Raw genomic sequence first — 25,480 nt, forward strand, 5'->3', positions numbered from 1 at the left:
TCGGCCGAACCGGCGTCACCTGTGTGACGCTTCTCGCGCTCAGGCCTTCGGGCGACCCATCGCCCGGTACGTCCAGCCGGCCTTGCGCCACAGCTCCGGGTCCAGGGCGTTGCGGCCGTCCAGGATGACCCGCGCCGCGGCGACCTCGCCGAGCGCCTCGGCGTCCAGCTCGCGGAACTCCCGCCACTCCGTCAGATGCAGCACGATGTCGGCCCCGCGCACGGCCTCCAGCGCCGAGTCGGCGTAGCCGAGCGTCGGGAACACACCGCGGGCGTTGTCCATGCCCTTCGGGTCGTAGACCGTGACCTGGCCGCCCTGGAGGTGGATCTGCCCGGCCACGTTGAGCGCGGGCGAGTCCCGTACGTCGTCCGAGTCGGGCTTGAAGGTCGCGCCCAACACCGCCACCCGCTTGCCCAGGAACGGCCCGCCGCCCAGCGCCTGCCGGGCCAGCTCCACCATCTGCCCGCGCTGGCGCATGTTGATCGAGTCGATCTCCCGCAGGAACGTCAGCGCCTGGTCCGCGCCCAGCTCACCGGCGCGCGCCATGAACGCCCGGATGTCCTTCGGCAGACAGCCGCCGCCGAAGCCGATCCCGGCCCGCAGGAACTTCCTGCCGATCCGGTCGTCGTACCCGATGGCCTCCGCCAGCTTGGCGACGTCCCCGCCCGCGGCCTCGCACACCTCCGCCATCGCGTTGATGAAGGAGATCTTCGTGGCGAGGAAGGAGTTCGCGGAGGTCTTCACCAGCTCCGAGGTCGGGAAGTCCGTGACCACGAACGGCGAGCCCTCGGCGATCGGCGTCGCGTACACCTCCCGCAGCAGCTTCTCGGCCCGCTCGCTGCGCACGCCGACCACGAGGCGGTCGGGGTGCAGCGTGTCGTCCACGGCGAAGCCCTCGCGCAGGAACTCCGGGTTCCACGCCAGCTCGGCGTCCTCCCCGGCGGGCGCGTGCGCGGCCAGGTAGGCGGCCAGGCGGTCCGCGGAACCCACGGGCACGGTCGACTTGCCGACGACCAGCGCCGGACGGTGCAGATGCGGGGCCAGCGAGGCCATCGCGGCGTCGACGTAGCTCATGTCGCAGGCGTACTCGCCGTGCCGCTGCGGGGTGTTCACACAGACGAAGTGCACATCGCCGAACGCGCCGATCTCGGCCCAGTCCTGGGTGAAGCGCAGCCGGCCGCTGGAACCCTCGATCCCGGCGACATGCTTGCGCAGCAGCTCCTCGAGCCCCGGCTCGTACATCGGGGCCTCGGCGCGCTCCAGCTTCTCGATCTTCTCGCGCACGACGTCGAGGGCGAGCACCTCGAAGCCCAGCTCGGCCATGGCCGCCGCGTGTGTCGCGCCGAGATAACCGGTGCCGATCACGGTGATCTTCAGGGCCATGGGTACTCCAGGGGTCTACGGCATGTGGTGCGCGCCCGAGCATATCCGGGGCATGGCGGCGCGCTTCACTGGGCAACTTCTCCGCTGTCGCCTAGCTCACGTATCACTCCCGTGAGCGACCCCATAAACTTTTGATTACTTAACGGTAGTTAGCGTCACCGTCGCAGCGTTTTGGAGCGTGAGAGACCTTGGCCGGATCGGCTGATTTCGACCTGTACCGCCCGTCCGAGGAGCACGACATGCTCCGTGACGCCGTCCGCTCGCTGGCCGAGGCGAAGATCGCGCCGCACGCCGCCGCGGTGGACGAGGAGGCCCGCTTCCCGCGTGAGGCCCTCGACGCGCTGGTGGCGAACGACCTGCACGCCGTGCACGTACCCGAGGAGTACGGCGGCTCCGGCGCGGACGCGCTCGCCACCGTCATCGTGATCGAGGAAGTCGCCCGGGTCTGCGCCTCCTCCTCCCTCATCCCGGCCGTGAACAAGCTGGGCTCCCTGCCGGTGATCCTCTCCGGCTCCGAGGACCTGAAGAAGCGGTACATGACCCCGCTCGCCAAGGGCGACGGCATGTTCTCCTACTGCCTCTCCGAGCCGGACGCCGGCTCCGACGCCGCGGGCATGAAGACCAAGGCCGTCCGCGACGGCGACCACTGGATCCTCAACGGCGTGAAGCGCTGGATCACCAACGCCGGCGAGTCCGAGTACTACACGGTGATGGCCGTCACCGACCCGGAGAAGCGCTCCAAGGGCATCTCCGCCTTCGTCGTCGAGAAGTCCGACGAGGGCGTCTCCTTCGGCGCCCCCGAGAAGAAGCTCGGCATCAAGGGCTCCCCGACCCGCGAGGTCTACCTCGACAACGTCCGCATCCCCGCCGACCGCATGATCGGCGAGGAGGGCACCGGCTTCGCCACGGCGATGAAGACCCTCGACCACACCCGCATCACCATCGCCGCCCAGGCCCTCGGCATCGCCCAGGGCGCCCTCGACTACGCCAAGGGCTACGTCCAGGAGCGCAAGCAGTTCGGCAAGCCGATCGCCGACTTCCAGGGCATCCAGTTCATGCTCGCCGACATGGCCATGAAGATCTCGGCCGCCCGGGCCCTGACCTACCAGGCCGCCGCCGCCTCCCAGCGCGTCGACGCCGACCTCACCTACCTCGGCGCCGCCGCCAAGTGCTTCGCCTCGGACGTGGCGATGGAGGTCACGACGGACGCGGTCCAGCTCCTCGGCGGATACGGCTACACCCGGGACTACCCCGTGGAGCGCATGATGCGCGACGCCAAGATCACCCAGATCTACGAGGGCACGAACCAGGTCCAGCGCATCGTCATGGCGCGCAACCTGCCGTAGCCCCGTCCTCCGCGACACGCCTCGGCCCCCGGCTCGTGCCGGGGGCCGAGGCGTCTCACAGGAAGCGCCGGATCGGGGTCACCGCGGCTTCGGCGAGGCGCTGGGGCAGGGGCCGCCGCTTCCAGCGGGAGGGGTCGATCGGCTCGCTCCGCTTCCGGTCGGCGTCGAAGTCGGCGTCGAGCTCCGCCGTGAAGTCCTCGTCGAGGACGGCCAGCACGACCTCCTCGTCGTGCTCCATGGAGCGGCGGTTGAAGTTGGTGGAGCCGATGAGGGAGCAGACCCCGTCCACCGTGACGATCTTCGTGTGGAGCATGGTCGGCTGGTACTCCCGCACGTCCACACCGGCGTCGACGAGCGTCTGGTAGTGCTGCCGCCCCGCCAGCAGGCAGGCCCGCTGGTCGGTGTGCGGACCGGGCAGCAGGATCTCGACCCGGACCCCGCGGCGGGTCGCCGCGGCCAGCAGGTCGATGAAGTAGGTGTCGGGGGCGAAGTAGGCCGTGGCCAGCCGCAGGCGTTCCTGCGCCGAGGTGATCAGGACCCGCATGACCGTCTGCATGTCCTGCCAGCCGAAGGCGGCCGACCCCCGCACGACCTGGACCGTGGCCCGCCCCGGCTGCTCCTGGGCGGTGAAGCGGTCGTGGTCGTCGTAGAGGTCGTCGTGGCACTCGGCCCAGTTCTGGGCGAAGGCCGCGGCGATGCCGTCCACGGCGGGCCCGCGGACCTGTACATGGGTGTCGCGCCACTCGTCCGGGTTCCGGGCGGCGCCGCACCACTCCTGCGCGATGCCCACGCCTCCGGTGAAGGCCGTGTGCTCGTCGGTGACCAGCACCTTGCGGTGGCAGCGGTGGTTCTGCCGCATCGGCGACAGGCGCGTGGGTCTGCGGAACCAGGCCACCTGGACGCCGGCCCCGTCCATGGCGTCCAGCAGGTCCGGCTCTATCTCCTTGGCCCCGAAGCCGTCCAGCAGCAGCCGCACCCGGACACCCGCGCGGGCCCGCTCGGCCAGGGCGTCGGCGAACTCGTGGGCGATCTCGCCGCGCCAGTACACGAACGTCATCATGTCGACGGTGTGCTCCGCGGCGCGGATGGCGGCCAGCATCGCGGGGAAGATCTCGTCGCCGTTGCGCAGCGGCACGAGCTCGTTGCCCTCGGTCGCGGCGATGCCGATCAGCCGCTCCAGCCGCCTGCGCAGCCGCTGCTTCTGCGCCTCCGGTCCTCTCGGCCCCGGCGCCCGCCGTTCGTCGTACGTCTGTTGTGTCATGTGTGGGTCTCCCCCCTGCGCTCACTCGCCGCCCCGCCCTCGCGACGCCGGGCCCCGGCGCGCCTGCAACCCCTTTTTGCCGCTGCGGGTGGTTTCACGCAGAGGCCGGTGCGTCGTGCCTCACAGCCGGAGCGGACCACACACGGGCGGGTCCGCCCTGTGGTGCTCATGGGGCCACAGGCGTAGGACGAGAGGAGCGGGCGCCGATCCGCGGCTCCCGTCGTCCCCCTGGAGGAAGTCATGACCCAGCAGCCCGCCACCACCACCCCGCTCAGCAAGGAGATGCAGGACTGCGTCCAGGCGTGCATGGCCTGCCACAGCGTGTGCGAGGAGACCATGAGCTCCTGCCTGCAGATGGGCGGCCCGGCCCAGATGCAGATCATGCGCGCGGTCATGGACTGCGCCGAGATGACGCGCATGTGCGCCGACATGATGATGCGCCGCTCGCCCCTCATGGCCGAGATGTGTGCGATGTGCGCCCGGGCCTGTGACATGTGCGCCGAGGCGTGTATGTCCATGCCGGAGGACGCGCAGATGATGCGCTGCGCCGAGGCGTGTCGCCGCTGTGCCGAGATGTGCCGCTCGATGTCGGCCGCCTCGATGTGAGCACCGCCTCACGACGAAGGGGGCACCCGCCCGGGTGCCCCCTTCGTGCTGCCTGCCCTCTCAGTTGCCCGAGACGGTGACCGGGTCGTCGTTCTTCAGCTCGTTCACCAGGGTCTTCACCTTCGCGGTGTTCCACTGGAGGTTGCCGTTGGGGCTGTTGCCCGCGATCGGCATGTTCATCGACTTGCCCTCGCCGCCGCTGACGCCCTTCATCGCCCAGAACATGGACGCCAGGTCGTACAGGCCCATGTCCTTGTCGACCACGAGGGAGTCCAGGCCCGCGCCCATGGTCGGGTACAGCTTGAACGGGTTCAGGATGGTGCTCGGGGTGGCGACCTGGTTGGCCAGGGCCGAGAGGAACTTCTGCTGGTTCTTCGTACGGTCCAGGTCGGAGCCCGCGAGCGCGTAGCGGGTGCGGACGAAGGCGAGGGCCTGCTCGCCGTTCAGCGTCTGCTTGCCCTTCTTGAGGTCCGCGCCCGACTTGGTGTCCTTGATGTCCTGCGGGATGTCCATCTCGACGCCGCCGACCGCGTCCACGATGTTCGCGAAGCCGCCGAAGCCGATCTCCACGTAGTGGTCGATGTGCAGGCCGGTGTTGGCCTCGACGGTACGGACCAGCAGCTCCGGGCCGTCCTCCGAGTACGCCGCGTTCAGCTTCGTCTGGCGGCCCGTGGCCGGGTAGAGCTTGCCGGAGTCGGAGCCCTTGTACGAGGGGATCGTGACGTTCGAGTCACGCGGCAGGGAGACCAGGGTGGGGGCGCCGCCGCCGGTGTGCAGGATCATCATCGAGTCCGTGCGCTTGCCCTCGGCGGAGCCGGTGCGCAGTCTCTTCTTGTCCTCGGCCGACATGCCCGCGCGGCTGTCGGAGCCGACGATCAGGTAGTTCGTGCCCTCGCCCGCCTCCGGACGGTCGATGACCTTCGACAGGTCGACGTCGCGGTTGAGCTTGGAGTCGGCCCAGAAGTACGTGCCGACGCTCGTCACGACCAGCAGCGTCACCAGCGTGATGGTTGTCACCTTGATGCGGCGGCGCCAGTTCGGCGCGGGACGCGGCTCGTAGTACATGCCGTCGTCCGGGCCGCCGGGGCCTCTGCCACCGGGGGAGCCGTAGACCTGGCCGGTGTTGTAGCCGCTGTCGTAGCTGCCGGGCGGCGGCTCCGCGTAACCGCCATCGACGTACGACGGCTGCTGCGGTACCCCGCCTGCGTACTGCGGAGCGCCGCCGTAGGCGCCCTGCCCGGGCGATGCCGCCGGACCGCGGCGGACCTGCCGCATGACACGGGCGCTCTCGGGCTGTGCGCTCGAGCTGCCGCGTCCGTAGCGGTTGCCGCGGTTGTCACCGGAGAATCCCTCGGGCCAATCATTCATGCGCCCCAGTGTGCAGGTCCGGGTAGTGCGCCATACAAGAGTCGTCGGAAAATCAGAGCACGGCTGTGGCGAAGCTGACACAAAACCCCCCCCATACCGCCTCGGCATAAGGTAGGGGCCATGACAGACCAGGCCCCAGCTGCGGATTCCGGCAGTCCGGATATCCCGGGCAAGCCGACTTCGGCGTCCCGCACCACCCTCAGCCACATCATGACCCACAACGACACGAACCTTCTGGGGACCGTGCACGGCGGGGTGATCATGAAGCTGGTGGACGACGCGGCGGGGGCCGTGGCCGGGCGGCACTCCGGCGGGCCGGCCGTCACCGCCTCCATGGACGAGATGGCGTTCCTGGAGCCGGTCCGCGTCGGTGACCTGGTGCACGTCAAGGCCCAGGTCAACTGGACCGGCCGCACCTCCATGGAGGTCGGCGTGCGGGTCCTGGCCGAACGCTGGAACGAGTCCGCCCCGCCCACGCAGGTCGGCTCCGCCTACCTCGTCTTCGCCGCGGTCGACGCCGACGGCAAGCCCCGCCGCGTCCCGCCGGTCCTCCCGGAGACCGAACGCGACAAGCGCCGCTACCAGGAGGCCCAGATCCGCCGCACCCACCGCCTGGCCCGCCGCCGCGCGATCATGGACCTGCGGGAGAAGCGGGCGGCGGAGGGGTTCGAGGACTGACGCGCGCCTACGAGCACGCCACCTCGTCGCCCCGCACCACACCGAACTCGCCCTGACCCGGGTCCTCGGCGCGCACCTTGCTGACGCGCTCGAAGTCCGGGCCCGCGATCACCTTCAGGGTCGGGCCCAGGCCCTTGACCGCCCGGAGTTCGCTGCCCGGCAGGGCCGCCGCGAGGGACTTGGCGGAGCGGTCCCAGCGGGGGTCGTGGGCGACGATCGTGCGCTTCACGTTGCGTACCGCGGCGTTCACCGGAGCCTTGGTCGTCCGGAAGCCCGTCGACGCCAGGGCCGCGTCCACGCGGCGGCCGAGGCCGGGCGTGCCGGTGCCGTTCTCCACCTGGACGCGGATCTGCTGCGGGGCGACCGGGACGACCCGGGCCGCGCCGCGCGGCCGGTGCACCGACAGCGGCTGGTCCTGGCGCAGGGCGTGGAAGAGGCGCTCCGCCTTCACCGGGTCCCACTTCAGCGTGGAGCCGACGCCCTTCACGGCGTACCCCATCCGCCCGATCGGGACGGTGGTGAACTCGGAGGAGGAGGGGGAGAAGTTCCGCATGGCGCGGCCCAGGTCCAGCATCTCGTCCGTGCCGAAGCCCTTGTCGGCCCGTACCGAGCCCAGCACCGCCCGCGTCACGTCCCGGAACTTCATCGGGTTGAGCAGGATCCCGGACGAGGTGAGCCGTTCCACGAGCGCCGCCATGAAGCGCTGCTGCCGCTTCATGCGGCCCAGGTCCGAGGCCCCGTCGACATGACGGGCGCGGACGAACTGGAGCGCCTGCCCGCCCGCGAGCGTGTGCCGCCCGGCCGGGAGGTTCAGGCCGGTGTAGCTGTCCTTCAGGGGATCGGCGGTGCAGATCTGCACGCCCCCGACCACGTCCACCGTCTTCATGAAGCTGGTGAAGTCGACCTCCAGGTAGTGGTCGATCTTCACCTTCGTCATCTCCTCGACCGTGCGCACGGTCAGCTGAGGCCCGCCCTCGGCGTACGCGGCGTTCAGCTTGACGGGGTGCCCGTGGTGCCGCTTGCCCGACACCCGGTCGACATGCGCCGGCGTCACCGCGTACGAGTCGCGCGGCAGGCTCACCACGCTCGCCCGTTCCCGGTTCTCCGAGATGTGCACGATCATGATCGTGTCAGTGCAGTGGCAGGGGGCGCCGCCCAGCCGGTACTTGCGGCGGTCCTCCTTGCTGATCTTCTCGCGGCCGTCGGTGCCGACCAGCAGGACGTTCATGCCGTGGCCCGCCCGCGGGCGGTTCTTCATGTCCTTGAAGGGGTCGACCCGGGCGATGTCCGCGTCGAGGCTGGTCATCACCGCGTGCCCGATGCCGGCGGAGGCGAGGACCACCACGGACAGCGTGGTCACCGCCCGCATGCCCCAGCGCGGCTTGCGCGCGGGTGGTGCGGGCCTGCGCGGAGCGCGGCGGGGGGAGGGGGGCTGCGGGCGGCGGGGGCCGGCGGTGGACCGAGGGGACCGCGGCGGCGTGGGCATGGGGACACCTCCGGACGACGGCCGTACGTGGGATCCGTGAAACCGTAGGCCGATACGATCTGCGGCCCGCGCCACCGCCCCGGCGGCGCGCAATGCTGTCCCCCGTTCGCGGTAACGTGAGGCCCCTATGAACGCCAATCCCGACGTGCGGCTCCCCGCCGTTTCCGTGATCATGCCCGTCCTCAACGAGGAGCGGCATCTGCGGGGAGCAGTCCAAGCGATCCTCGCGCAGGAGTACGCCGGCGAGATGGAGGTCGTGATCGCCCTCGGTCCGTCCACGGACCGCACGGACGAGATCGCCGCCGAGCTCGTGGCCGAAGACCCGCGCGTGCACACCGTCCCCAACCCCACCGGCCGTACGCCCGCGGCGCTGAACGCGGCGATCAACGCCTCCCGGCATCCGATCGTGGTCCGCGTCGACGGGCACGGCATGCTCTCGCCGAACTACATCGCGACCGCCGTACGGCTCCTGGAGGAGACCGGCGCGCAGAACGTCGGCGGCATCATGCACGCCGAGGGCGAGAACGACTGGGAGCACGCGGTCGCCGCCGCGATGACCTCGAAGATCGGGGTCGGCAACGCCGCCTTCCACACCGGCGGTCAGGCGGGTCCGGCCGAGACCGTCTATCTCGGTGTGTTCCGGCGCGAGGCGCTGGAGCAGCAGGGCGGCTACAACGTGGAGTTCATCCGCGCCCAGGACTGGGAGCTGAACTTCCGCATCCGTGAGGCCGGCGGGCTGATCTGGTTCTCGCCCGAGCTGAAGGTGTCGTACCGGCCGCGGCCGAGTGTGAAGGCGCTCGCCAAGCAGTACAAGGACTACGGCCGCTGGCGGCACGTGGTGGCCCGCTTCCACGAGGGCTCGATCAACCTGCGCTACCTCGCCCCGCCGGCCGCCGTGTGCGCGATCGGGGCCGGGCTCCTGGTGGGCGCCCTGCTGACGCCGTGGGGCTTCGTGGTGCCCGGCGGCTACCTCGCGGCGATCCTGCTCGGCTCCGTCCCGGCGGGCAAGGGCCTGCCGCTGAAGGCGCGGCTGCAGATCCCCGTGGCGCTGGCCACGATGCACATGTCCTGGGGCTGGGGCTTCCTGACCAGTCCGCGGTCGCTGGCGAAGAAGGTCATCGCCTCCCGGCGCCCCGCGGTGCGCGCGGACGCCACCGCGAGCTGACCGGACCCGACCTGACGCGGCCATGGGCCCCCTTCCCGTGCGGGGAGGGGGCCCATGGTGTGTGCGGACGCCGGTGGCCGGTGATCAGCAGCCGGGGCCGCTGCAGCCGCCGGAGTAGTAGGACTCGCTGGAGGCGTTGTTGTTCTTCAGCCAGGTCGGCAGGTTGACGCGCTTGCCGCCGAGCGTCTTGAACGAGTCGCCGGAGTAGCCGGAGTTGAAGTAGGTCTGGCAGGTGAACAGCGGCCCCATGTTGCAGAACAGGGAGGCGGCGTTGTTGCCCACGACCTGGTTCTGGCCGGAGCCCGAGGTGATGAAGTAGTCGTCGTGGTGGGTGTACTGGTTGCCCTCGTAGTCGATCATCGAGCCCGAGGTGTTCGAGTTGAAGTAGAAGCACGTCTCCTGGACGGAGCACACGCCGTTGGCGGCGGACGCGGTGCCCGAGAAACCGAAGACGGAAGTGAGCGCGGCGGCACCGGCGGCGGCGATCGTGGCCCAGCGGTTCATGTGAGGTCCCCTCGTTTTCGTGAATGCGTACTCGCGGCCGGCCACGGCGGTCATCCGCCGTCGGCCGCGAGGATCTTGTCGGCCCGCGCGATGAGCCTCTTGGCCTCCGCGCGTGCCTTCTTCAGCTGTGCGGCACGGGTGGTGACGGTGCTCCGCTGGAGCGTCGTCTCCACCTGGTGCCATGCGCCCACCAGGCCCGTACGCCGCTTGCAGGTGATGTCGGCGACGGCCACCGACCGCTCGTGTTCCGTCACCGTCCGGCCCATGACGCCGGGGTCGGCGGGCGGGTCCAGCGGGCCGGCGTAGCGGTGGCCCGCCTCGGCCATGCAGCGCGACCAGGCACCGAAGGCGGCCTTCACCCGGGGATCGTCCAGGGAGCGCTGGAAGGAGTCGCGCTTGTACCACTGGGGGAGGTCGACGGCCTCCATGTCGATCCCGGACTCCAGCTCGCGGTGTGCCTCGCCGGTGCAGCCGTCGTCGAACCCGTCCGATCCGCCCAGCGGTTTGCCCGTACCGCTCAGGGCACGTTCGTAGCGCTGGGAGCGCTTTTGCCGCTCGGGCTCGCGGGCGGGTGCGCCGTCCAGGTGGTAGCCGTGCTCGCGGGCCGTCTCCAGCACGGTGATGCCGTACCGGCGTTCGTGTCCCGTGGGGGACGTGGGGGTCTCCTCGGGTGCCGGCTCCTCGTAGCTGAGGCCCTGGCGTCGCATGCACCGGTCGGTGAGCTCCGCGAGGGCGCGCGAGACGGTGCCGAAGTCCTCGTCGGACACCTGGTACGGGTCGAGTGGAAGGGTGATCCGGGGCGGGCCGGAGGTGGCGTCCGCGCTCGCCGCCGGGCCCGTCGGGCGGGCGTTCCCGGAGGGTTCCGGGGACGCGCACGACGTGACGACGGCGGCGACGAGGAGGACCAGACCGGCGCGGGCGAGCCGCATGTGTGGGTCCCGTCGGGTCAGCGGGCCCCGGCGGCGGCCGCGGCCTTCAGGATGGAGCTCTTGCGTTCCTTGAGCGTGTTCAGCAACTGCTCGTTCTTCTCGATGGCCCGCTCCTGGTACGCGACCTCGACGGCGTACCAGACACCGATCACGTTGTTCTCGCGTTTGCAGGCGACATCGGCCTGGGCGACACGGATCTCCTCGGCCGAGGCGGTGGCGGACTTGGTGAACCGCTTGTCCTCCACGGCGACCATGGGGGAGGAGTAGGAGTAGCCCCGCTCCTTCATACAGGCCGACCAGGCGGTGAACGCCTTCTTCACCCGGGAGTCCTTCTGGGACTCCTGGTAGGTGAAGCCGGCGAGCTGGTCGGCGAACTCCTCCTGGTCCGGGTGGACCTTGGGCCCCTTGGACGCGAGGTCGCGCAGGGATTTGCCCCAGCAACCCCCCTTGGGGATGGCCTTGCCGTTCTGCTTCGCCTGGGCGGGCTGCCCCTCCCGCGGGCCGAACAGCACCAGCGACTCGGCGCTGGAGTAGTTCTCCTTCGGCGGCCTGGGCCCGCGCGCGGCGGGGTCCAGGTGGTAGCCGAAGCGGGAGGCCTTGTCCGGGTCGGACGCCCCGTACCGGCCGGCGTCCCGCAGGGCCTTGTCGCCCCGGTAGGGCGGGCGCGGTTCCAGGTCGAAGCCGAAGTCGCGCATGCACGCGGCGGCGAGCAGGTCCTCGCCCTGCCGCCTGGTGCGCAACTCGGCGTCGGTCCAGGCGTACGCCTCCAGCGGCAGTTCGAGATTGACCGAGGCGGCCATGCTCGGCGTGGCGCTGACCTCCGGGGGGTTCTTGAAGTCGACCGGCGGGGCCGCGCTGGAGCGGGAGCCCGGCGTGCCGTCGTCCTCGGAGCCCGAGGAGCAGGCGGTCAGCCCGAGGGCGGCGCACACCAGCGCCGCCCCGAGCCGTCGTGCGGTGGTACTGCGCGGCATGGGTTCGTCCGCGTCCTAGAAGGGCTCGTAGCTGGAGGCGTTGTTGTTCTGCAGCCAGCCCGGGGTGTTGCGGCGCACACCGTCGCAGGTGTGGTTGTGCCGCTGCCCGTTGAAGTTGGAGTTGAAGAAGATCGCGTAGTTGTAGCGGGTGCCTTCGCACTTCGCGGACGACGCGTTGTTGCCCACGACCTGGCCCTTGCCCGCACCGGTGGTAAGGAACACGTCGTCGTGGTGGCTCGGCTCCTCGTCGTAGTAGTCGACGTAGGACGACGCGCCGTACTGGGTCGAGTGGTAGTACATGCACAGCTCACCGCTGTCGCAGCGGCCGTCGTTGTAACCGGCCTGGGCCGGTGCCGAGCTCAGCGCGAGCGTTCCGAGCGCGATCGCAGCCGCGGCGAAGAAGGAACGACCTCTCATCAGTGTCTCCCCGTTTCCCTGTGAGGGTTGTGTGACCAACGGCGCAGGATCCTTGCATGAGTTGTGCACTCAAGTGCAAGACGAGTGACGTTTGTGACTCAAAAATGATCACCGTGGCCGTAAATAATCGGTCGCCAAGTGACTTATGGAACAACTAACTTGACTTTGATCGAAAGGAAATGGTCGTCTCGGCGTGACCATGACGATGTGAAGGTGCTGGCAGGCCGCTGTGAAGGCGCCAACCCGACGCATGTCGTCCGCTGTTGGGGGAGTGTCAGTTGTCGAAGCAGGGGGAGAGCTCCGGCCTGACCCGGCGCAGGCGGTCGCTGACCGCGCTGGCCGTGGGATCGGTCGTGCTCGTCGGTGCCGCACTGTGGACGTCGGCGTACGTGAAGTCGCCGGCGCAGGCCGCCGCCGAGGCCCGGCCACCCGCTCCCGACGTGCTCACCGCGCCCGTCGAGCGCCGCGTCCTCGCCGACACGGTCGTCACCCGGGGCACGGTCTCCGCCTCCCAGACGGTGGACATCGCCCCCGCCGGAACCGCCGCCGAGGACGTCGCCCGGCCCGTCGTCACCAAGGTCATGGTGCGCTCCGGCCAGACCTTCCGCGGCGGCCGCGTCCTCCTCGAGGTCTCCGGCCGCCCGGTCTTCGCCCTGCGCGGCGACCTCCCCGTCTACCGCGACCTCAAGCCCGGCTCCCGCGGCGACGACGTACGGCAGCTGCAGAAGGCACTGCGCGATCTCGGCCACGGCACCGGCGCCGACGCCCCCGGCACCTACGGCCCCGGCACCAAGCAGGCCGTCGGCGCGCTGTACGCCGCCATCGGCTACGAACCCGTCACCGCGGGCGGCGGCAAGGACGGCGCCGACCCGCTGGAGGGCGCCCGCGACGAGGTGAAGAGCGCCCAGCGCGCCCTCGACGGACTGCTCGGCGACAAGGCCGACGCCGACGAGATCCGCTACGCCCGCGAGGACCTCACCGAGGCGAAGGCCCGACTGGCCGAGGCCGAGGCCGTGTCGGGCCCGATGGTGCCCGCCTCCGAGGTCGTCTTCCTCTCCGGTTTCCCGGCCCGCGTCGACAGCATGACCGCCAAGGTCGGCACGGCCGCGGGCGAGAAGCTCGCCACCGTCTCCGCCGGCCGGCTCGTCGTCACCGGCTTCCTCGGCGCCCAGGAGAAGGACCTCGTCCGCCCCGGCCAGAAGGTCAAGGTCCTCTCCGAGGTCTACGGCCAGGAACTCACCGGCACCGTCGGCACGGTCGCCGACACGCCCACCGTCCCCGAGGCGGACGGCGACGACGCCGCGGCCGCCGCCGCACCCGCCGGACAGGGCTACGCGGTCACCGTCAAGCCCGACTCCGCCCTCCCGGCCCGGCTGGCCGGCCAGGACGTACGGCTCACCGTCGAGGCCGGCTCCTCCGACGGCAAGGTGCTCGTCGTCCCGGTCTCCGCGCTGTCCGCCGGCGCCGACGCGCGCACCACCGTCACCGTGCTGGACGCCTCCGGCGAGCGGCGGCGCGTGGAGGTACGGCCCGGCACCTCCGGCGACGGCTACACCGCGGTGACCCCGGTGGGCGGCGCCCGGCTCGCGGCCGGCGACAAGGTCGTCGTGGGTGTCCGGCCCGCGGCGGGCGACGGGACCGCCAAGTGAGCACGGCCGGCGCGCCGCCGGTCATCGAGTTCCGCGGGGTGGGGCTGACGTATCCCGGGCCACCGCCCGTACCGGCCCTGAAACCCTGCGACCTGACGGTGCAGCAGGGCGACTACGTCACGGTCGTGGGCCCGTCCGGATCCGGCAAGTCGACGTTCCTCAACATCGCCGGACTGCTGGACGCGCCCACCGAGGGGCGGTACCTCCTCGACGGCATCGACACCGGGCCCCTCGCCGACGGCGAGCGCACCGGACTGCGCGGGCGGCGCATCGGGTTCGTGTTCCAGAGCTTCCACCTGCTGCCGCACCGCTCCGCGCTGGAGAACGTCGAGCTGGCCATGGTCTACAACGGCGGCCCCCGCCGCGGCCGCAGGGAACGCGCCCGCGAGGCCCTGCACCGGGTGGGCCTCGGCCACCGCACCGACGCACTGCCCACCCGGCTGTCCGGCGGTGAACGCCAGCGCGTCGCCATCGCCCGGGCCCTGGTCGCCCGGCCGTCCCTGCTGCTGTGCGACGAACCGACCGGCAACCTCGACACGCAGACGGCTGAGTCGGTCCTCGCCCTCCTCGACGAACTGCACGCGGACGGCATCACCCTCGTCGTGATCACCCACGCCCCGGACGTCGCGGCCCGCGGCAGGCGGACCGTCGCCATCCGGGACGGGGTGCTGACGGAGCAGGTGCGTGTCTGATGCCGACCCTCGGGAAACTCAAAAACCTCAAGAGCCTTCCGGTGCGGGGCCGCACGAAGGCCGCGCGGCGCTCACTCGCGGGCGAGCGCTCCCGGTTCAGCCCGCGGGATCTGCTGGCGGAGTCCGTCGCCGGCATCCTCCAGCGGCCCGCCCGCTCCGCGCTGACGGCTCTCGGCACGGTGCTCGGCGTCGGCACGTTCGTCGCGGTCCTCGGACTGACGGCGACCACGTCCTCGCAGATCGACTCCCGCTTCAACGAACTGACCGCCACCGAGGTGACCGTCGAGGACACCGGCGGTGAGCAGCCCGAGTTCCTCGCCAACGCCTTCCCGGCGGACGCGGACCGCCGTATCGAAGCGCTGGGCGGCGTCCGCGAGGCCGGCGTGTACTGGCCCGTACGGCTGGGCCCCGGCACCACCGTCGGCGCCGCGCCCACGTCGGCCGGCGCGACGGGGGAGGAGGCGCAGGTCGTCGCGGCCTCGCCCGGAGTCCTCGCGGCGGCCGAGCCGAGCCTGGCGCAGGGCCGGACCTTCGACGCCTACCACGACCGGCACGGCGAGAACGTCGCCGTGATCGGCTCGGGGCTCGCGTCCCGGCTGGGCATCAGCACCCTGGAGACCTCCCCGGCCGTGTTCGTCGGCGACCGGGCCTTCACCGTCATCGGCATCGTCGACGACGTGGAGCGCAAGGCCGACCTGCTGCTGTCGGTCGTGGTGCCGCGTACCACCGCCGAGGAGATCTGGGGCGGACCGCAGGGCGGCGAGCGGGCCAAGATGCTCATCTCCACCGACCTCGGCGCCGCCCGGCAGATCGCCTCCGAGGCGGCACTCGCCCTCGACCCGGCCCACCCCGAGCACTTCAAGGCCGTACCGCCGCCCGACCCGAAGACCCTGCGCGGCAGCGTCACGTCCGACCTGAACCAGCTCTTCATGCTGCTGGCCGGGATCTGCCTGGTCATCGGGGCGGTCGGCATCGCCAACACCACGCTCGTCGCCGTGCTGGAGCGCACCGGGGAGATCGGCCTGCGCCGCGCGCTCGGTGCCCGCGGCCGGCACATCACCGTCCAGTTCCTGGCCGAGTCGGGCGCGCTCGGCGCACTCGGCGGCCTGGTCGGCACGAGCCTCGGCACGGTGACCGTCGTCGTCATGGCCGTCCACCGCGAGTGGACGCCCGTCATCCATCCGGCGACGGTCGTGACCGCCCCCCTGGTCGGCCTGGCCACCGGAGTGCTCGCCGGTCTCTACCCGGCCTGGCGCGCCAGCCGCATCCAGCCGGCGGAGGCGCTGCGCCGCTGACCCGCCTGGCTCCTGACACGAAGCGGGGCCCGCCGTCCTCCCGGACAGCGGGCCCCGCTCTCTCATGCCGCGGACCTGTTCACCACCGGTAGGGCGGGTACACGTCCATGCACTCCTTCTTGTCCGCGGTCAGCGCGTCCGCGGAGTCGGGCAGGTCGCCCGCCTCGGGAGCCTTCTGCTTCGGGTAGGTCGTGCCCTCCCGCCAGTCGCTGCCGACGGTCAGCGTGGTGGTCACGTCGTCCGTGGCCCGCACCTGGCTGCTCGGGATGCCGACCGCCTCCGCCACCGACAGCGCGTTGGCCCGGCCCTGCTCCCCCGTGCTCTTCGGGTACGTCACCTGGGTCCGGCCATGCGGATCCTGCTGGCCGGAGGCGACGGCCCGGGTGAAGCCCTCCTGCTGCAGCGCGGCCACGATCGCGGCGGCCCGCTGGGGGACGGCGGCCTGCTCGTCACTGGCCGTCCCGTTGACGACGGTGACCGACAGCCCCGCGGCCGGTGCGGCGGCGGGACCCGTGGCCTTCACCGACGCCGGGGACGGTCCCGAGGCCGTGGCCGCACGCGCCTTCCCGCCCTTGTCGAAGGAGACGTCGTCGCGGAGCATCGCCCACATCTTGTCCGCGTCCTCCGGCTTGGGCACCAGGTGGTTGCGGTCCAGGGGATCCTCGATCCACGGCATCGTCGTCATCGTGATGCGGCTCGTCGGGACCGACTTCAGCTGCATGCCCACGTCGTACAGCTCCTTGACGGTGCCGATCTCCTCGGACACCTTCAGCGCCTTCGTGCCCGCCTCGGCCAGGCCCATCAGCCGGCCCGTGTCGGTGAAGACGTTCTGCTGCTTCAGCGTCCGGATCATCGCGTTCATGTACATGTGCTGCGCCTTGGCGCGCAGCGGGTCGCTGCCCCAGGCGTGGCGGGTGCGCAGCCACTGCAGCGCCTGCTTGCCCTGCACCTTGTGCGTGCCGGCCTTCAACTTCAGTCCGGAGCCGCCGCGCTGGCGGGGCAGCGGCCGGTCCCACACGTTCTGGTTGACGCAGACCGGGACGCCGCCGATGGCGTCCGCCATGTCCACCACTCCGGCGAAGTCGACCATCATCCAGTGGTCGATGTACACGCCGGTCAGGTTCTGCCAGGTGGCGAGGGTGCAGCCCGGACCGCCGCGCTGGAGCGACTCGTTGATGATCGTGTTCTTGGCCGGGTAGGTCTCCCCGGAGTCGGGGTCGATGCACTTGGGGATGTCCACCCGGGTGTCCCGCGGGATGCTCACCACGGACGCGCTCTCGCGGTCCGCCGAGACGTGCAGGAGCATCTGCACATCCGCCAGGGGCTTGCTGCCGACGTTGTCCCTGCCGCCGCCGAGCTTGACGTTCTCCGCGGAGTTCCGGCTGTCGGAACCGATCAGCAGGATGTTGAGCGGGGTCTGGCCCGCCGCGTTGGGCCCGGTCTTCTTGACGTCGGACTCGCCGCTGTTGCGTTTGCCCTTGTCGATGTTGCCGTTGAGATGGCGGTAGTAGAGGTATCCGGCGCCGGCCGTCCCGAGTATCAGCAGGGACAGCACGATCGCGGACCAGCGCAATATCCGGCGTCCGCCGCCGCGCCGCCGGCCGCGCCGACGGCCATGGCCGCTCCTGCCCCCCTCGCCCCCGCCCGCGGCGGGCGTCGCCGTCCCCGGACGCTCGTCCTGGGCCAGGCCGCCCGAATCGTGCCGTGTGCCGCCTCCGCGCACGTCACTCTGCGCCATACCCCTGCCTCCCCACCCCTATGGCCGACCTACGGGTCCGCCCCGCCGTCGTGTTCGGATCACGGGTGACCCGTGTCCGTCCGGACCACGGGTTCCCCCGGTGCTCCGCCGGAGCACGGTCGTCCCCGCTACTGGTTGGACCACTGACATGCCCGGTCGGATGTACACCCGGGCGATTCGTCCGGGCATGCTCCGTCCACCTGTTAGACGCAGGAAGGGACGGTCAGGTCACTTCGCGCACTCGACCTTGTCGGCCGTGGCCTTCTGCACGTCGTCCGGCACCTTCGCCGGAGTGGTGAGCGGCACGCCCGCGCCCTTGAAGTCCTTGCCGAGGGTCAGCGTCATCGCGGGCACCCCCTGGGAGTTGGTCACGCTCTCTCCCGGCTTCAGCGCGGCCCCGGACAGACCCATGATGTCCGCGAGCCGGCGGGCCTGGGCTGCCTGGTCGGGCGCGTACTCCAGCGTGGTCTTCGCCAGCGGCTGCTCGGCGTTGCCCGCGTTCTCGGACTTGGTCACACCCTCCTGGACCTGCAGCCAGCTGAGGGTCTCCTGGGCGCTGCCCGCGACGGCACCGCCGTTGAGGATCCGCACCCGCACCTCGGAGGCCGGCGCCTTGGTGCCCTTCAGCCGGGCGGCCTCGGCGGCCTTCTCCTTCTTCTTCTCCTGCTTCACGTCGGTCAGCGACACGTCGTCCCGGACCATCGCGAACAGCTGCTGGGCCTGGGGCTCCTTCAGGACCACCGTGGCCTTGATCTTCTCCGCGGGGTTGTCGACGACGGGCACGGTGGCGAACGTGAGGTTCTTGGCGTCGAACTTGCCCAGCTCGGCCCCGAGATCGGCCAGCTTCTTGATCGTGCTGATCTGGGAGTCGACGGTCAGCGCCTTGGTGCCCGCCTCCGCCAGCTTGATCATCTTCGACGGGCTGGTGAGGGTGTCGTTGGACTTCAGCTTGCGCAGCATCGAGCCCAGGAACTGCTGTTGCAGCTCGATCCGGCTCAGGTCACCGCCGAAGCCCACGGAGTGCCGGGTGCGGACGAAGGCCAGCGCCTCCTCGCCCTCGATCGTGTGCTCGCCCTTGGGCAGGTCGAGCTTGGAGTCGGGGTCCTTGATGTCCTTGGCCAGACAGACGTCGACCCCGCCGACCGCGCTGGTCAGCGTCTTGACCGCGTTGAAGTCGGCCACCATGAAGTGGTCCATCTTCAGCCCGGTGAGCTCGGTGATCGTACGCATGGTGCAGCTCGGCGTCCGGTCCTCCTGCCCGAGGCTGTTGTTGAAGCGGGTGCGCTGCTTGCCCGGGATGACCTTCTCCGAGCCGTCCTCCTGCGTCGTCGGACAGTCCGGGATGTCGGTGATCAGGTCGCGCGGGATGCTCAGCACCGTCGCGTTCGTACGGTCCTTGGAGACGTGCAGCACCAGCGTGGTGTCCGCGTGCCCGGCGCTGTCCTTGTCGCCGTAGCCCTCGTTGCCCTTGCCGGTGCGCTTGTCGGTGCCGACCAGCAGGATGTTGATCGCGCGGTCCTTGCTGAACCCGCCGGTGCCCGCGCCGTCGTCGGAGACGGACGTGATGTTGTTGTTGAGGTGCTCGTAGTAGAGGTACGCGGTCGCGCTCGCCCCGACCAGTACGAAGGCCAGCGAGCCGCCGGTCCACAGCAGGACCTTCTTGCCCTTCGCCTTCTTCGGCACGGGACGGCGTCCGCGCCGTCCCGCGGCCTCGGCCGGGGCGCTCGGGCGTCTGCGCGGAGAGGGAGCCTCACCGTCGGATGCCGGCGCTCCGGAACGCCGGGCGGGGGCGGTCCGGCGGGCACGTGCCGCACCGCCCGTTCCGGTCGCGCCACGGCCACCGGAACCCCTAGGGCCGGGAACGGACGATTGCGCTGCGGAAGGGGCCAGTCGCAGTTCGTATTCGCCGGTGTTCGGGTTGAGTACCCACTGGTCTGCGGGGTCGATGTCGTCCGCCCGCCCACGGCCTTGCGCGTCCACGGTTGCCTGATTCCTCCGTCGGGCCACGCGGCGCCCTCCCCCGGAAGACGCACGGTGCTGGTCAAGCAGTGCACCCCCCAGGACGGACCTCATGGGTGAGAGCACTGGATCGCACACACTATCCGCACACTTCGGCGTCAAGCGACGTGGGTGAGAAATTGCACGTTCTCACAACTGGGCAATCCCGCCCATTTGTTTGAAGGAAGTTCGGTGAACGCGGGGGAATTAACCGCTACTTGGCGCACTCCACCTTGTCGGCGGTGGACTTCTGCACCCCCTCCGGTGCCTTTGTGGGCGCGGTGAGGGAGACCCCGGCCCCCTTGAAGTCCTTGCCGAGGGTCAGCGTCATCGCGGGCACGCCCTGGGAGTTGGTCACGCTCTTTCCCGGCTTCATCGCGGACCCGGACAGGCCCATGATGTCGGCGAGGCGGCGGGCCTGGGCGGCCTGGTCGGGGGCGTACTCGAGCGTGGTCTTCGACAGCGAGGCGGGCGCGTTGCCGGCGTTCTCCGACTTGACCACGCCCTCCTCGTTCTGCAGCCAGCTCAGCGTCTCCTGCGCGCTGCCCGCGACGGCACCGCCGTTGAGGATCCGCACCCGCACCTCGGAGGCCGGGGCCTTGGTGCCCTTCAGCCGGGCGGCGACCGCGGCGGCCTCCTTCTTCTTCTGCTCTTTGACGGCGGTGAAGGAGACGTCGTTCCTGATCATGTCGAAGACCTGCGGGGCCGTCGACTCGTTGAGCACGACCGTGGTCTTGACCTTCTCCGCCGGGTTGTCGATCACCGGTGTGGTGGCGAACGTCAGGTTCTTGGTGTTGAGCTTGCCCAGCTCCAGACCGAGGTCCTTCAGCTTGCCGATGCTGTCCAGCTGCGAGTCGACGGTCAGCGCCTTGGTGCCGGCCTCGGCCAGGTCGAGCATCTTCGACGGGCTGGTGAGCGTGTCGTTGTCCTTGAGCTTGCGCATCAGCGCGCTCAGGAACTGCTGCTGCAGTCCGATCCGGCTCAGGTCGCCGCCGAAGCCCACGGCGTGCCGGGTGCGCACGAACGCCAGGGCCTGCTCGCCCTCGATCGTGTGCGTGCCCTTGGACAGCTTCAGGTGCGAGTCCGGGTCGTCGATGTCCTTGCCCAGGCAGACCTCGACCCCGCCGACCGCGCTGGTCAGCGTCTTGACCGCGTTGAAGTCGGCGACCATGAAGTTGTCCGGCTTGACCCCGGTCAGCTCGGTCACGGTCCGCATGGTGCAGCTGGGCGTACGGCCGTCCTGGCCGAGGCTGGTGTTGAAGCGGGCCTGCTGCGTGCCGGGGATGATCTTCTGCGTGCCGTCCTCCTGCGTCGTCGGGCAGTCCGGCACGTCGACGATCAGGTCACGCGGGATGCTCAGCGCCGTCGCGTTCGAACGGTCCTTGGAGACGTGCAGCAGGATCGTGGTGTCGGCGTGCCCGGCGCTGCCCGCGTCGCCGTAGCTGTCGTTGCCCTTGCCGGTGCGCTTGTCGGTGCCGATCAGCAGGATGTTGATGGCCTTGTCCTTCTGGAAGCCACCGGTGCTCGCGCCGTCGTCGGAGACGGACGCGATGTTGTCGTTCAGGTGCTCGATGTAGAAGTACGCGGCACCCGCGCCGGCGACCAGCACGAACGCCATCGCGCCGCCGGTCCACAGCAGGGCCTTCTTGCTCTTCGAGGCCTTCGCCGGACGGCGTCCGCGCCGCCCCGGCAGCGGCTCCTCCGGTGCCCCGCGGCGCCTGCGCGGCGGCGGCACCGCACGGCCGGGCGTCTCGGGCCGTGACCGGCCGGACGCCTCCCTGCGGCCGCGCGCCGACGGGGCCGCCTCGGAGGCCCGCGGCCTGCGCGGCGCGGGGACGCCCGACTGCGGTGCGGAAGGCCCCAGTCGCATTTCGTATTCGCCGGTGTTCGGGTTGAGCACCCACTGATCTGCGGGATCGATGTCGTCCGCCCGCCCACGGCCTTGCGCGTCCACGGTTGCCTGTTTCCTCCGTCGGGGCACGCGGCGCCTTCCCCTCCAAGGCGCTCGGGTCTCGGTCACACAGTGCGCGACCTCAGGACCGTCCCTCAGAGCCGGGCGCACCGGATCGCTCACACTAACCGCCCCTTTCGGCGCCTAGCGACGACGGTGACCCATTCCACGTCCCTACACCTGGGCAATTCGCCCATTTCCCGGGTGAAGAGTTCATTGCCTTGGAGTGACCTTGGTGCCCGCTTTACTCGCAGGTGTCCTCGGCTGCCGTGTTCCCCCGAAACGTCGGTGGAGGAGAAACGGTGACGGAGGGCTGTCGGTAAGGACCCGGATGCGAATCCCCGTACGACCCGTCACGCGTATCGGCGAGCCGCAGCGGGGCGGAACTTCGCGGCCCGTTCCCCTCCACGACCACGGGCGTGTCCGTACGGAGCCGCTCGAACAGCCGCTCCGCCGCAGGTTCCACGAGTTGGTCGCGATTGGCGTCGTACGTATACGACTCCCGGGGGACGGTCAGGAATTGCACTTGTTCCATGGGGATGTCGCGCAGGCCGCGCACGAGTTCGTACAAACCACGCAAGCTCGCCAATTCCGGGTCGGTGGTGAGAGCCGACGTGGCGGCATCCAGCACGGGATACAGCTTCGCCGGATTCAGCAGGACGTCATTGCTGCGCACCTTGTTGACGAGTGCCCCGAGGAATCGCTGCTGGCGCTCCATCCGCTCGGTGTCGCTGCCGTCGCCGAGGGTCTTGCGGGCGCGGACGTAGCCGAGGGCCTGCTCGCCGTTCAGCGTCACGCGTCCGGCGGGCAGCCGCAGCTTGGCGGCCCGGTCGTCGATCGGTTCCCGCAGGCACACCTCGACGCCGTCGACCGCGTCGACCATCTTCTTGAAGCCGTGGAAGTCGACGACGACGTGATGGTCGATGCGGATGTCGGTCAGCTTCTCCACGGTCCGGATGGTGCAGGCCGACCCGCCCATCTGGAAGGCCTGGTTGAACATGGCGAACCGGGGCGCGCTCCGGGACCCGTCCGGGCGTCGGCAGCCCGGCAGGTCCACCATCAGGTCCCGGGGGAGGGAGACGGCGGTGGCGCTGCCCCGGCCCCCGGACAGGTGCAGCAGGATCGTGGTGTCGGACCGCTCGGTGCCGGAGTCCCGCCCGTAGCGGGCGTTGTCGGTCCCCTCGCGCGAGTCCGACCCGATCAGCAGGATGTTCCGCGCGTCCTTGACCAGGGAGGTGGGCCGCTCCTTGTCGTACCGCGCGAGCTCGGCGGCGGCCGCCTCGTCGGGCGTGATGTTCCCGCTGAGCTTCGCGTACACGGCCCAGCCGACTCCTCCGGCCGCCACGACGAGGGCCGTGACCCCGAACGCCGTGATCCGCACCCATCGCCGTCGGCGCCGCCGCACCAGCCCCCGCCCGCTGGCGGACGCCCCCATGCCCGGACCGACCCTGTAGCCCACGGCGGCAACCACCCCTCCTGACGTAGGAACGCCCCGCGCACACTGCTCCTACGACCATGGCGCGGATGGCGGGCGGGGGGTGGGTGGGGATGGGCCGAACGAGGGAGCGGCGCGGCTACCGGCCCCCTGTGCCGCGGGCGATGGTCGTGACGCGCTCGCTCTCCACGCGCTTGTCCAGCACTCCGTCCCCGGCCTGCTCCAGGTTCCGGCACAGCACCACGGAACCACCGGTGGCCAGCGGCCCGTACAGCCCGGCGTTCAGCCCGTCCCACGTGTCGTACGGCAGGTCCGACAGGATCCGCGACCCGGGCCCGGTCAGGCCGAGCCCCGTCGCCTCGGCCCGGGCCCGCTCGACCACCTCGGCCCCGCTGAACTCCCGCCCGGCCACGATCAGCGCGGGCCCCTCCGGATCCACCGGGGCGTACGGCACGAACCGGTCACCCTGCCCCGGCACCTCCACCGCGTAGTCGGCGAACCCCTCGGGAGCCTGTGGGAAGCGCCCCCCGAGCGGCCGCAGCGCCATCGCGATCCGCGCCCCGGAGCAGGCCCGTGCCTCCTCCAGCCGGTCCGGCCCGCTCACCGCGACGTCGGCCGACCGGACGTCCCCGGACACGTCCGCGACGACTCCCACCGACGCACACGCCAGCAGCCACACCGCCGTCTGCCAGTGCGCGGGCAGCAGCAGCGCCACCCGGTCCCCGGGCTCGACGGACAGCTCGTCCTGGAGGAGGTTGGCGGTCTTGGCCACCCAATTGGCGAAGGTGGCCACGGACAGTTCGACACGTTCGCCCGTGGCGTCGTCGTAGAAGGTCACCAGGGGACGTCCCGGATCCGCGGCGAGCGCGGAACCCAGCAGGTCGGCGGGGGTGCGATCGGTGGCGTTCACCCGCGCAAGCGTACGCGGCGCACGCCCCTGCACCCAACGGCCGGGCCATCGCCCCGCCACGAATCCGCCACCGGTTCGGCCGAACCCGGCCGACAGTCCGTCAAATCCCAAATAGACAGACTTGTATGACCATGTCCAAGATCAGGGGCATGCGTGGATTCCTTGCCTCCTCGATCGGTGTCACCTGTGCGGCCGCCCTGGCCCTTCCCCTCACCCCTCCCGCCCTCGCGGCGACGGCGGGACCGGTGTCGGCCGCGGAAGCCGCCACGACGGCGAGACCCTCGCCCCGCGCGGGGACCCCGGCCGCCACCCCGACCGACCGGCGCGCGACCGAACCGCACGCCGCCGGCAGCACCCAGTCCCTCCCCCTCGAACCCCTCACCCGCAACCGAGCCACCCCCTCCGCCCCCTCCACCGAACAGGGCCTGCCCCGCCGAGCCGTACGCCACTTCTCCCTCGTCGGCGTCGTCTGGGACGACCCCGACGCCGAACTGCACGGCCGCGTCCAGGTCCGCACCCGCGCCGCCGGCACCGGCACCTGGTCGGGCTGGCAGGACGTGGAGACCCACAACGCCGACCACGCCGCCGACCCGGACACCGCCGAGAGAACCTCGGGCCGCGTCCGCGGTGCCACGGCCCCGCTGTGGGTGGGCGACTCCGACGGCGTGGAACTCCGCGTCCGTTCCGAATCCGAGCCCGACTCCGCCGAGCACACCTCGGGCACCCGCAACCTGCCCGCCGCGCCCCCGCTGCCCTCGGGCCTGCGCCTCGAACTCGTCGACCCCGGCGAGGACGACGACTCACTCCCCGATGCCGCCGCGGACGGCCCCCGCACCAGTGGCCTGACCGCCGAGGCCGCCGCCCTCTCCGAGGCCTCCGCACTCACCGAAGCCTCAGCCGTCAACGCCGACCTGGCCCCCCTCGGTGCCACCGAGATCGCGGCACTGAGCCGCGCCCAGACCGAGCAGGAGTACCTCGCCCTCAACGTCGGCGAGCTGACGGAGCAGCAGCGGCAGGCCAAGCCGTACATCGGTCCGCGCCCGGGTATCGTCACGCGGCGCGGCTGGGGTGCGAACGAGGGGCTGCGGGAGAGCGGCTTCAAGTACACGAAGAAGATCAAGGCGGCCTTCGTGCACCACACGGCCAGCGGCAACAACTACCGCTGCTCGCAGGTCCCGTCACTCATCCGCAGTATCTACCGCTACCACGTCAAGAGCATGGGGTGGCGGGACATCGGCTACAACTTCCTCATCGACAAGTGCGGAAAGATCTACGAGGGCCGGGCCGGGGGCGTGGCGAAACCGGTCCTCGGCGCGCACACGCTTGGTTTCAACAGCAACAGCATGGGGATCGCCGTCCTCGGGTCGTACGGCGCCACGAAGCCGTCGAAGTCCGCGGTCAAGGCCGTGGCCCGGCTGACCGCGTGGAAGCTGGGGCTGTACCGGGTGAATCCGAAGGGGAAGACATACCTGAAGTCGGCCGGCAGCAATCTCCACCGCAAAGGTAAGAAGGTGCGACTGAACGTGATCTCGGGTCACCGGGACGGCTTCATCACGGAGTGCCCGGGACGCAAGCTCTACGGAAAGCTCGGCTCGGCCCGCTCCAAGGCGGCCCGCTACCAGGGCCGCTGAGTACACGTTCACCGCCTACGGGGGGCAGGGGGGCGGAATGCCGCACGGCCAACGAAGGCGCCACGGA

21 protein-coding genes are annotated in these 25,480 nt (G+C 70.8%); 8 read left to right on the plus strand and 13 right to left on the minus strand.

The genetic code is table 11. From position 1 onward, the window contains the following. Positions 1 to 39: 39 nt before the first annotated feature. On the minus strand, positions 40 to 1,383 hold the full coding sequence (locus AB0G20_RS19385; protein WP_361303703.1) for a UDP-glucose/GDP-mannose dehydrogenase family protein: 1,344 nt from the start codon (positions 1,381 to 1,383) through the stop codon (positions 40 to 42). Positions 1,384 to 1,571: 188 nt separating this feature from the next. Between AB0G20_RS19385 and AB0G20_RS19390 the strand changes: the two genes are divergently transcribed. Continuing rightward, entirely contained in the window at positions 1,572 to 2,729 is a 1,158-nt protein-coding gene (locus AB0G20_RS19390; protein WP_361303706.1) for an acyl-CoA dehydrogenase, read from the plus strand. A gap of 55 nt (positions 2,730 to 2,784) precedes the next feature. Here AB0G20_RS19390 and AB0G20_RS19395 read toward each other — a convergent pair whose 3' ends face one another. Further along, the gene (locus tag AB0G20_RS19395; RefSeq protein ID WP_361303709.1) at positions 2,785 to 3,990 is read right to left on the minus strand and encodes a phospholipase D-like domain-containing protein; all 1,206 of its coding nucleotides are present in this window, start codon (positions 3,988 to 3,990) and stop codon (positions 2,785 to 2,787) included. Positions 3,991 to 4,230: 240 nt separating this feature from the next. On the opposite strand from AB0G20_RS19395, the gene AB0G20_RS19400 reads away from it, so the two are divergent. Continuing rightward, on the plus strand, positions 4,231 to 4,596 hold the full coding sequence (locus AB0G20_RS19400) for a four-helix bundle copper-binding protein (protein WP_361303712.1): 366 nt from the start codon (positions 4,231 to 4,233) through the stop codon (positions 4,594 to 4,596). A 60-nt stretch (positions 4,597 to 4,656) separates the two neighbouring features. Here AB0G20_RS19400 and AB0G20_RS19405 read toward each other — a convergent pair whose 3' ends face one another. Continuing rightward, entirely contained in the window at positions 4,657 to 5,964 is a 1,308-nt protein-coding gene (locus AB0G20_RS19405) for an LCP family protein (protein WP_361303715.1), read from the minus strand. 120 nt (positions 5,965 to 6,084) lie between these two features. Between AB0G20_RS19405 and AB0G20_RS19410 the strand changes: the two genes are divergently transcribed. Then, complete coding sequence (locus AB0G20_RS19410; protein WP_053675667.1) at positions 6,085 to 6,642, plus strand: acyl-CoA thioesterase; 558 nt, start codon at positions 6,085 to 6,087, stop codon at positions 6,640 to 6,642. Between the two features lie 7 nt (positions 6,643 to 6,649). Here the strand turns inward: AB0G20_RS19410 and AB0G20_RS19415 are convergent, their stop codons facing one another. Continuing rightward, positions 6,650 to 8,128: an LCP family protein gene (locus AB0G20_RS19415; RefSeq protein ID WP_361303718.1), complete on the minus strand. Its 1,479-nt coding sequence runs from the start codon at positions 8,126 to 8,128 to the stop codon at positions 6,650 to 6,652. A gap of 127 nt (positions 8,129 to 8,255) precedes the next feature. Here AB0G20_RS19415 and AB0G20_RS19420 point away from each other — a divergent pair, with 127 nt between their 5' ends. Further along, positions 8,256 to 9,293, plus strand: a complete 1,038-nt coding sequence (locus AB0G20_RS19420) for a glycosyltransferase family 2 protein (protein ID WP_361303721.1) — start codon at positions 8,256 to 8,258, stop codon at positions 9,291 to 9,293. An 84-nt stretch (positions 9,294 to 9,377) separates the two neighbouring features. On the opposite strand, the gene AB0G20_RS19425 is transcribed toward AB0G20_RS19420, so the two are convergent. The 4 genes from AB0G20_RS19425 to AB0G20_RS19440 are packed head-to-tail and all read right to left on the minus strand — an operon-like array spanning position 9,378 to position 12,114. Continuing rightward, positions 9,378 to 9,797 (minus strand): hypothetical protein, encoded by a 420-nt coding sequence (locus tag AB0G20_RS19425; RefSeq protein ID WP_361303724.1) that lies wholly within the window; start codon positions 9,795 to 9,797, stop codon positions 9,378 to 9,380. A 50-nt stretch (positions 9,798 to 9,847) separates the two neighbouring features. Then, a complete protein-coding gene (locus AB0G20_RS19430) occupies positions 9,848 to 10,726 on the minus strand; it encodes a hypothetical protein (RefSeq protein ID WP_361303727.1) in 879 nt (292 codons plus the stop codon). A gap of 17 nt (positions 10,727 to 10,743) precedes the next feature. Then, on the minus strand, positions 10,744 to 11,697 hold the full coding sequence (locus AB0G20_RS19435) for a hypothetical protein (RefSeq protein WP_361303730.1): 954 nt from the start codon (positions 11,695 to 11,697) through the stop codon (positions 10,744 to 10,746). A gap of 15 nt (positions 11,698 to 11,712) precedes the next feature. Then, positions 11,713 to 12,114, minus strand: coding sequence for a hypothetical protein (locus tag AB0G20_RS19440; RefSeq protein WP_361303733.1), 402 nt, complete (start codon positions 12,112 to 12,114; stop codon positions 11,713 to 11,715). Positions 12,115 to 12,392: 278 nt separating this feature from the next. On the opposite strand from AB0G20_RS19440, the gene AB0G20_RS19445 reads away from it, so the two are divergent. The 3 genes from AB0G20_RS19445 to AB0G20_RS19455 are packed head-to-tail and all read left to right on the plus strand — an operon-like array spanning position 12,393 to position 15,750. Beyond that, positions 12,393 to 13,763, plus strand: a complete 1,371-nt coding sequence (locus AB0G20_RS19445) for a peptidoglycan-binding protein (RefSeq protein WP_361303736.1) — start codon at positions 12,393 to 12,395, stop codon at positions 13,761 to 13,763. Further along, the gene (locus AB0G20_RS19450; RefSeq protein WP_361303739.1) at positions 13,760 to 14,455 is read left to right on the plus strand and encodes an ABC transporter ATP-binding protein; all 696 of its coding nucleotides are present in this window, start codon (positions 13,760 to 13,762) and stop codon (positions 14,453 to 14,455) included. The genes AB0G20_RS19445 and AB0G20_RS19450 overlap by 4 nt, the downstream gene beginning before the upstream one ends. After that, a complete protein-coding gene (locus tag AB0G20_RS19455; protein WP_361303742.1) occupies positions 14,455 to 15,750 on the plus strand; it encodes an ABC transporter permease in 1,296 nt (431 codons plus the stop codon). Before AB0G20_RS19450 ends, AB0G20_RS19455 begins: the two co-directional genes overlap by 1 nt. Before the next feature lie 79 nt (positions 15,751 to 15,829). Here AB0G20_RS19455 and AB0G20_RS19460 read toward each other — a convergent pair whose 3' ends face one another. The 5 genes from AB0G20_RS19460 to AB0G20_RS19480 all read right to left on the minus strand — a co-directional run bounded on the left by AB0G20_RS19460 (position 15,830) and on the right by AB0G20_RS19480 (position 23,782). Then, positions 15,830 to 17,488 (minus strand): LCP family protein, encoded by a 1,659-nt coding sequence (locus AB0G20_RS19460; RefSeq protein WP_361303745.1) that lies wholly within the window; start codon positions 17,486 to 17,488, stop codon positions 15,830 to 15,832. Between the two features lie 228 nt (positions 17,489 to 17,716). After that, positions 17,717 to 19,468, minus strand: a complete 1,752-nt coding sequence (locus AB0G20_RS19465) for an LCP family protein (protein ID WP_361303748.1) — start codon at positions 19,466 to 19,468, stop codon at positions 17,717 to 17,719. Positions 19,469 to 19,700: 232 nt separating this feature from the next. Continuing rightward, entirely contained in the window at positions 19,701 to 21,440 is a 1,740-nt protein-coding gene (locus tag AB0G20_RS19470; RefSeq protein ID WP_361303751.1) for an LCP family protein, read from the minus strand. Positions 21,441 to 21,681: 241 nt separating this feature from the next. Next, positions 21,682 to 22,872, minus strand: coding sequence for an LCP family protein (locus AB0G20_RS19475; RefSeq protein WP_361303754.1), 1,191 nt, complete (start codon positions 22,870 to 22,872; stop codon positions 21,682 to 21,684). 139 nt (positions 22,873 to 23,011) lie between these two features. After that, positions 23,012 to 23,782 (minus strand): TIGR03089 family protein, encoded by a 771-nt coding sequence (locus AB0G20_RS19480; protein ID WP_361303757.1) that lies wholly within the window; start codon positions 23,780 to 23,782, stop codon positions 23,012 to 23,014. Between the two features lie 149 nt (positions 23,783 to 23,931). Between AB0G20_RS19480 and AB0G20_RS19485 the strand changes: the two genes are divergently transcribed. Then, on the plus strand, positions 23,932 to 25,413 hold the full coding sequence (locus AB0G20_RS19485; protein ID WP_361303760.1) for an N-acetylmuramoyl-L-alanine amidase: 1,482 nt from the start codon (positions 23,932 to 23,934) through the stop codon (positions 25,411 to 25,413). The last annotated feature ends 67 nt before the right edge of the window (positions 25,414 to 25,480 follow it).

It is taken from the genome of Streptomyces sp. NPDC024017 (assembly GCF_040638895.1).
Lineage (GTDB): Bacteria > Actinomycetota > Actinomycetes > Streptomycetales > Streptomycetaceae > Streptomyces.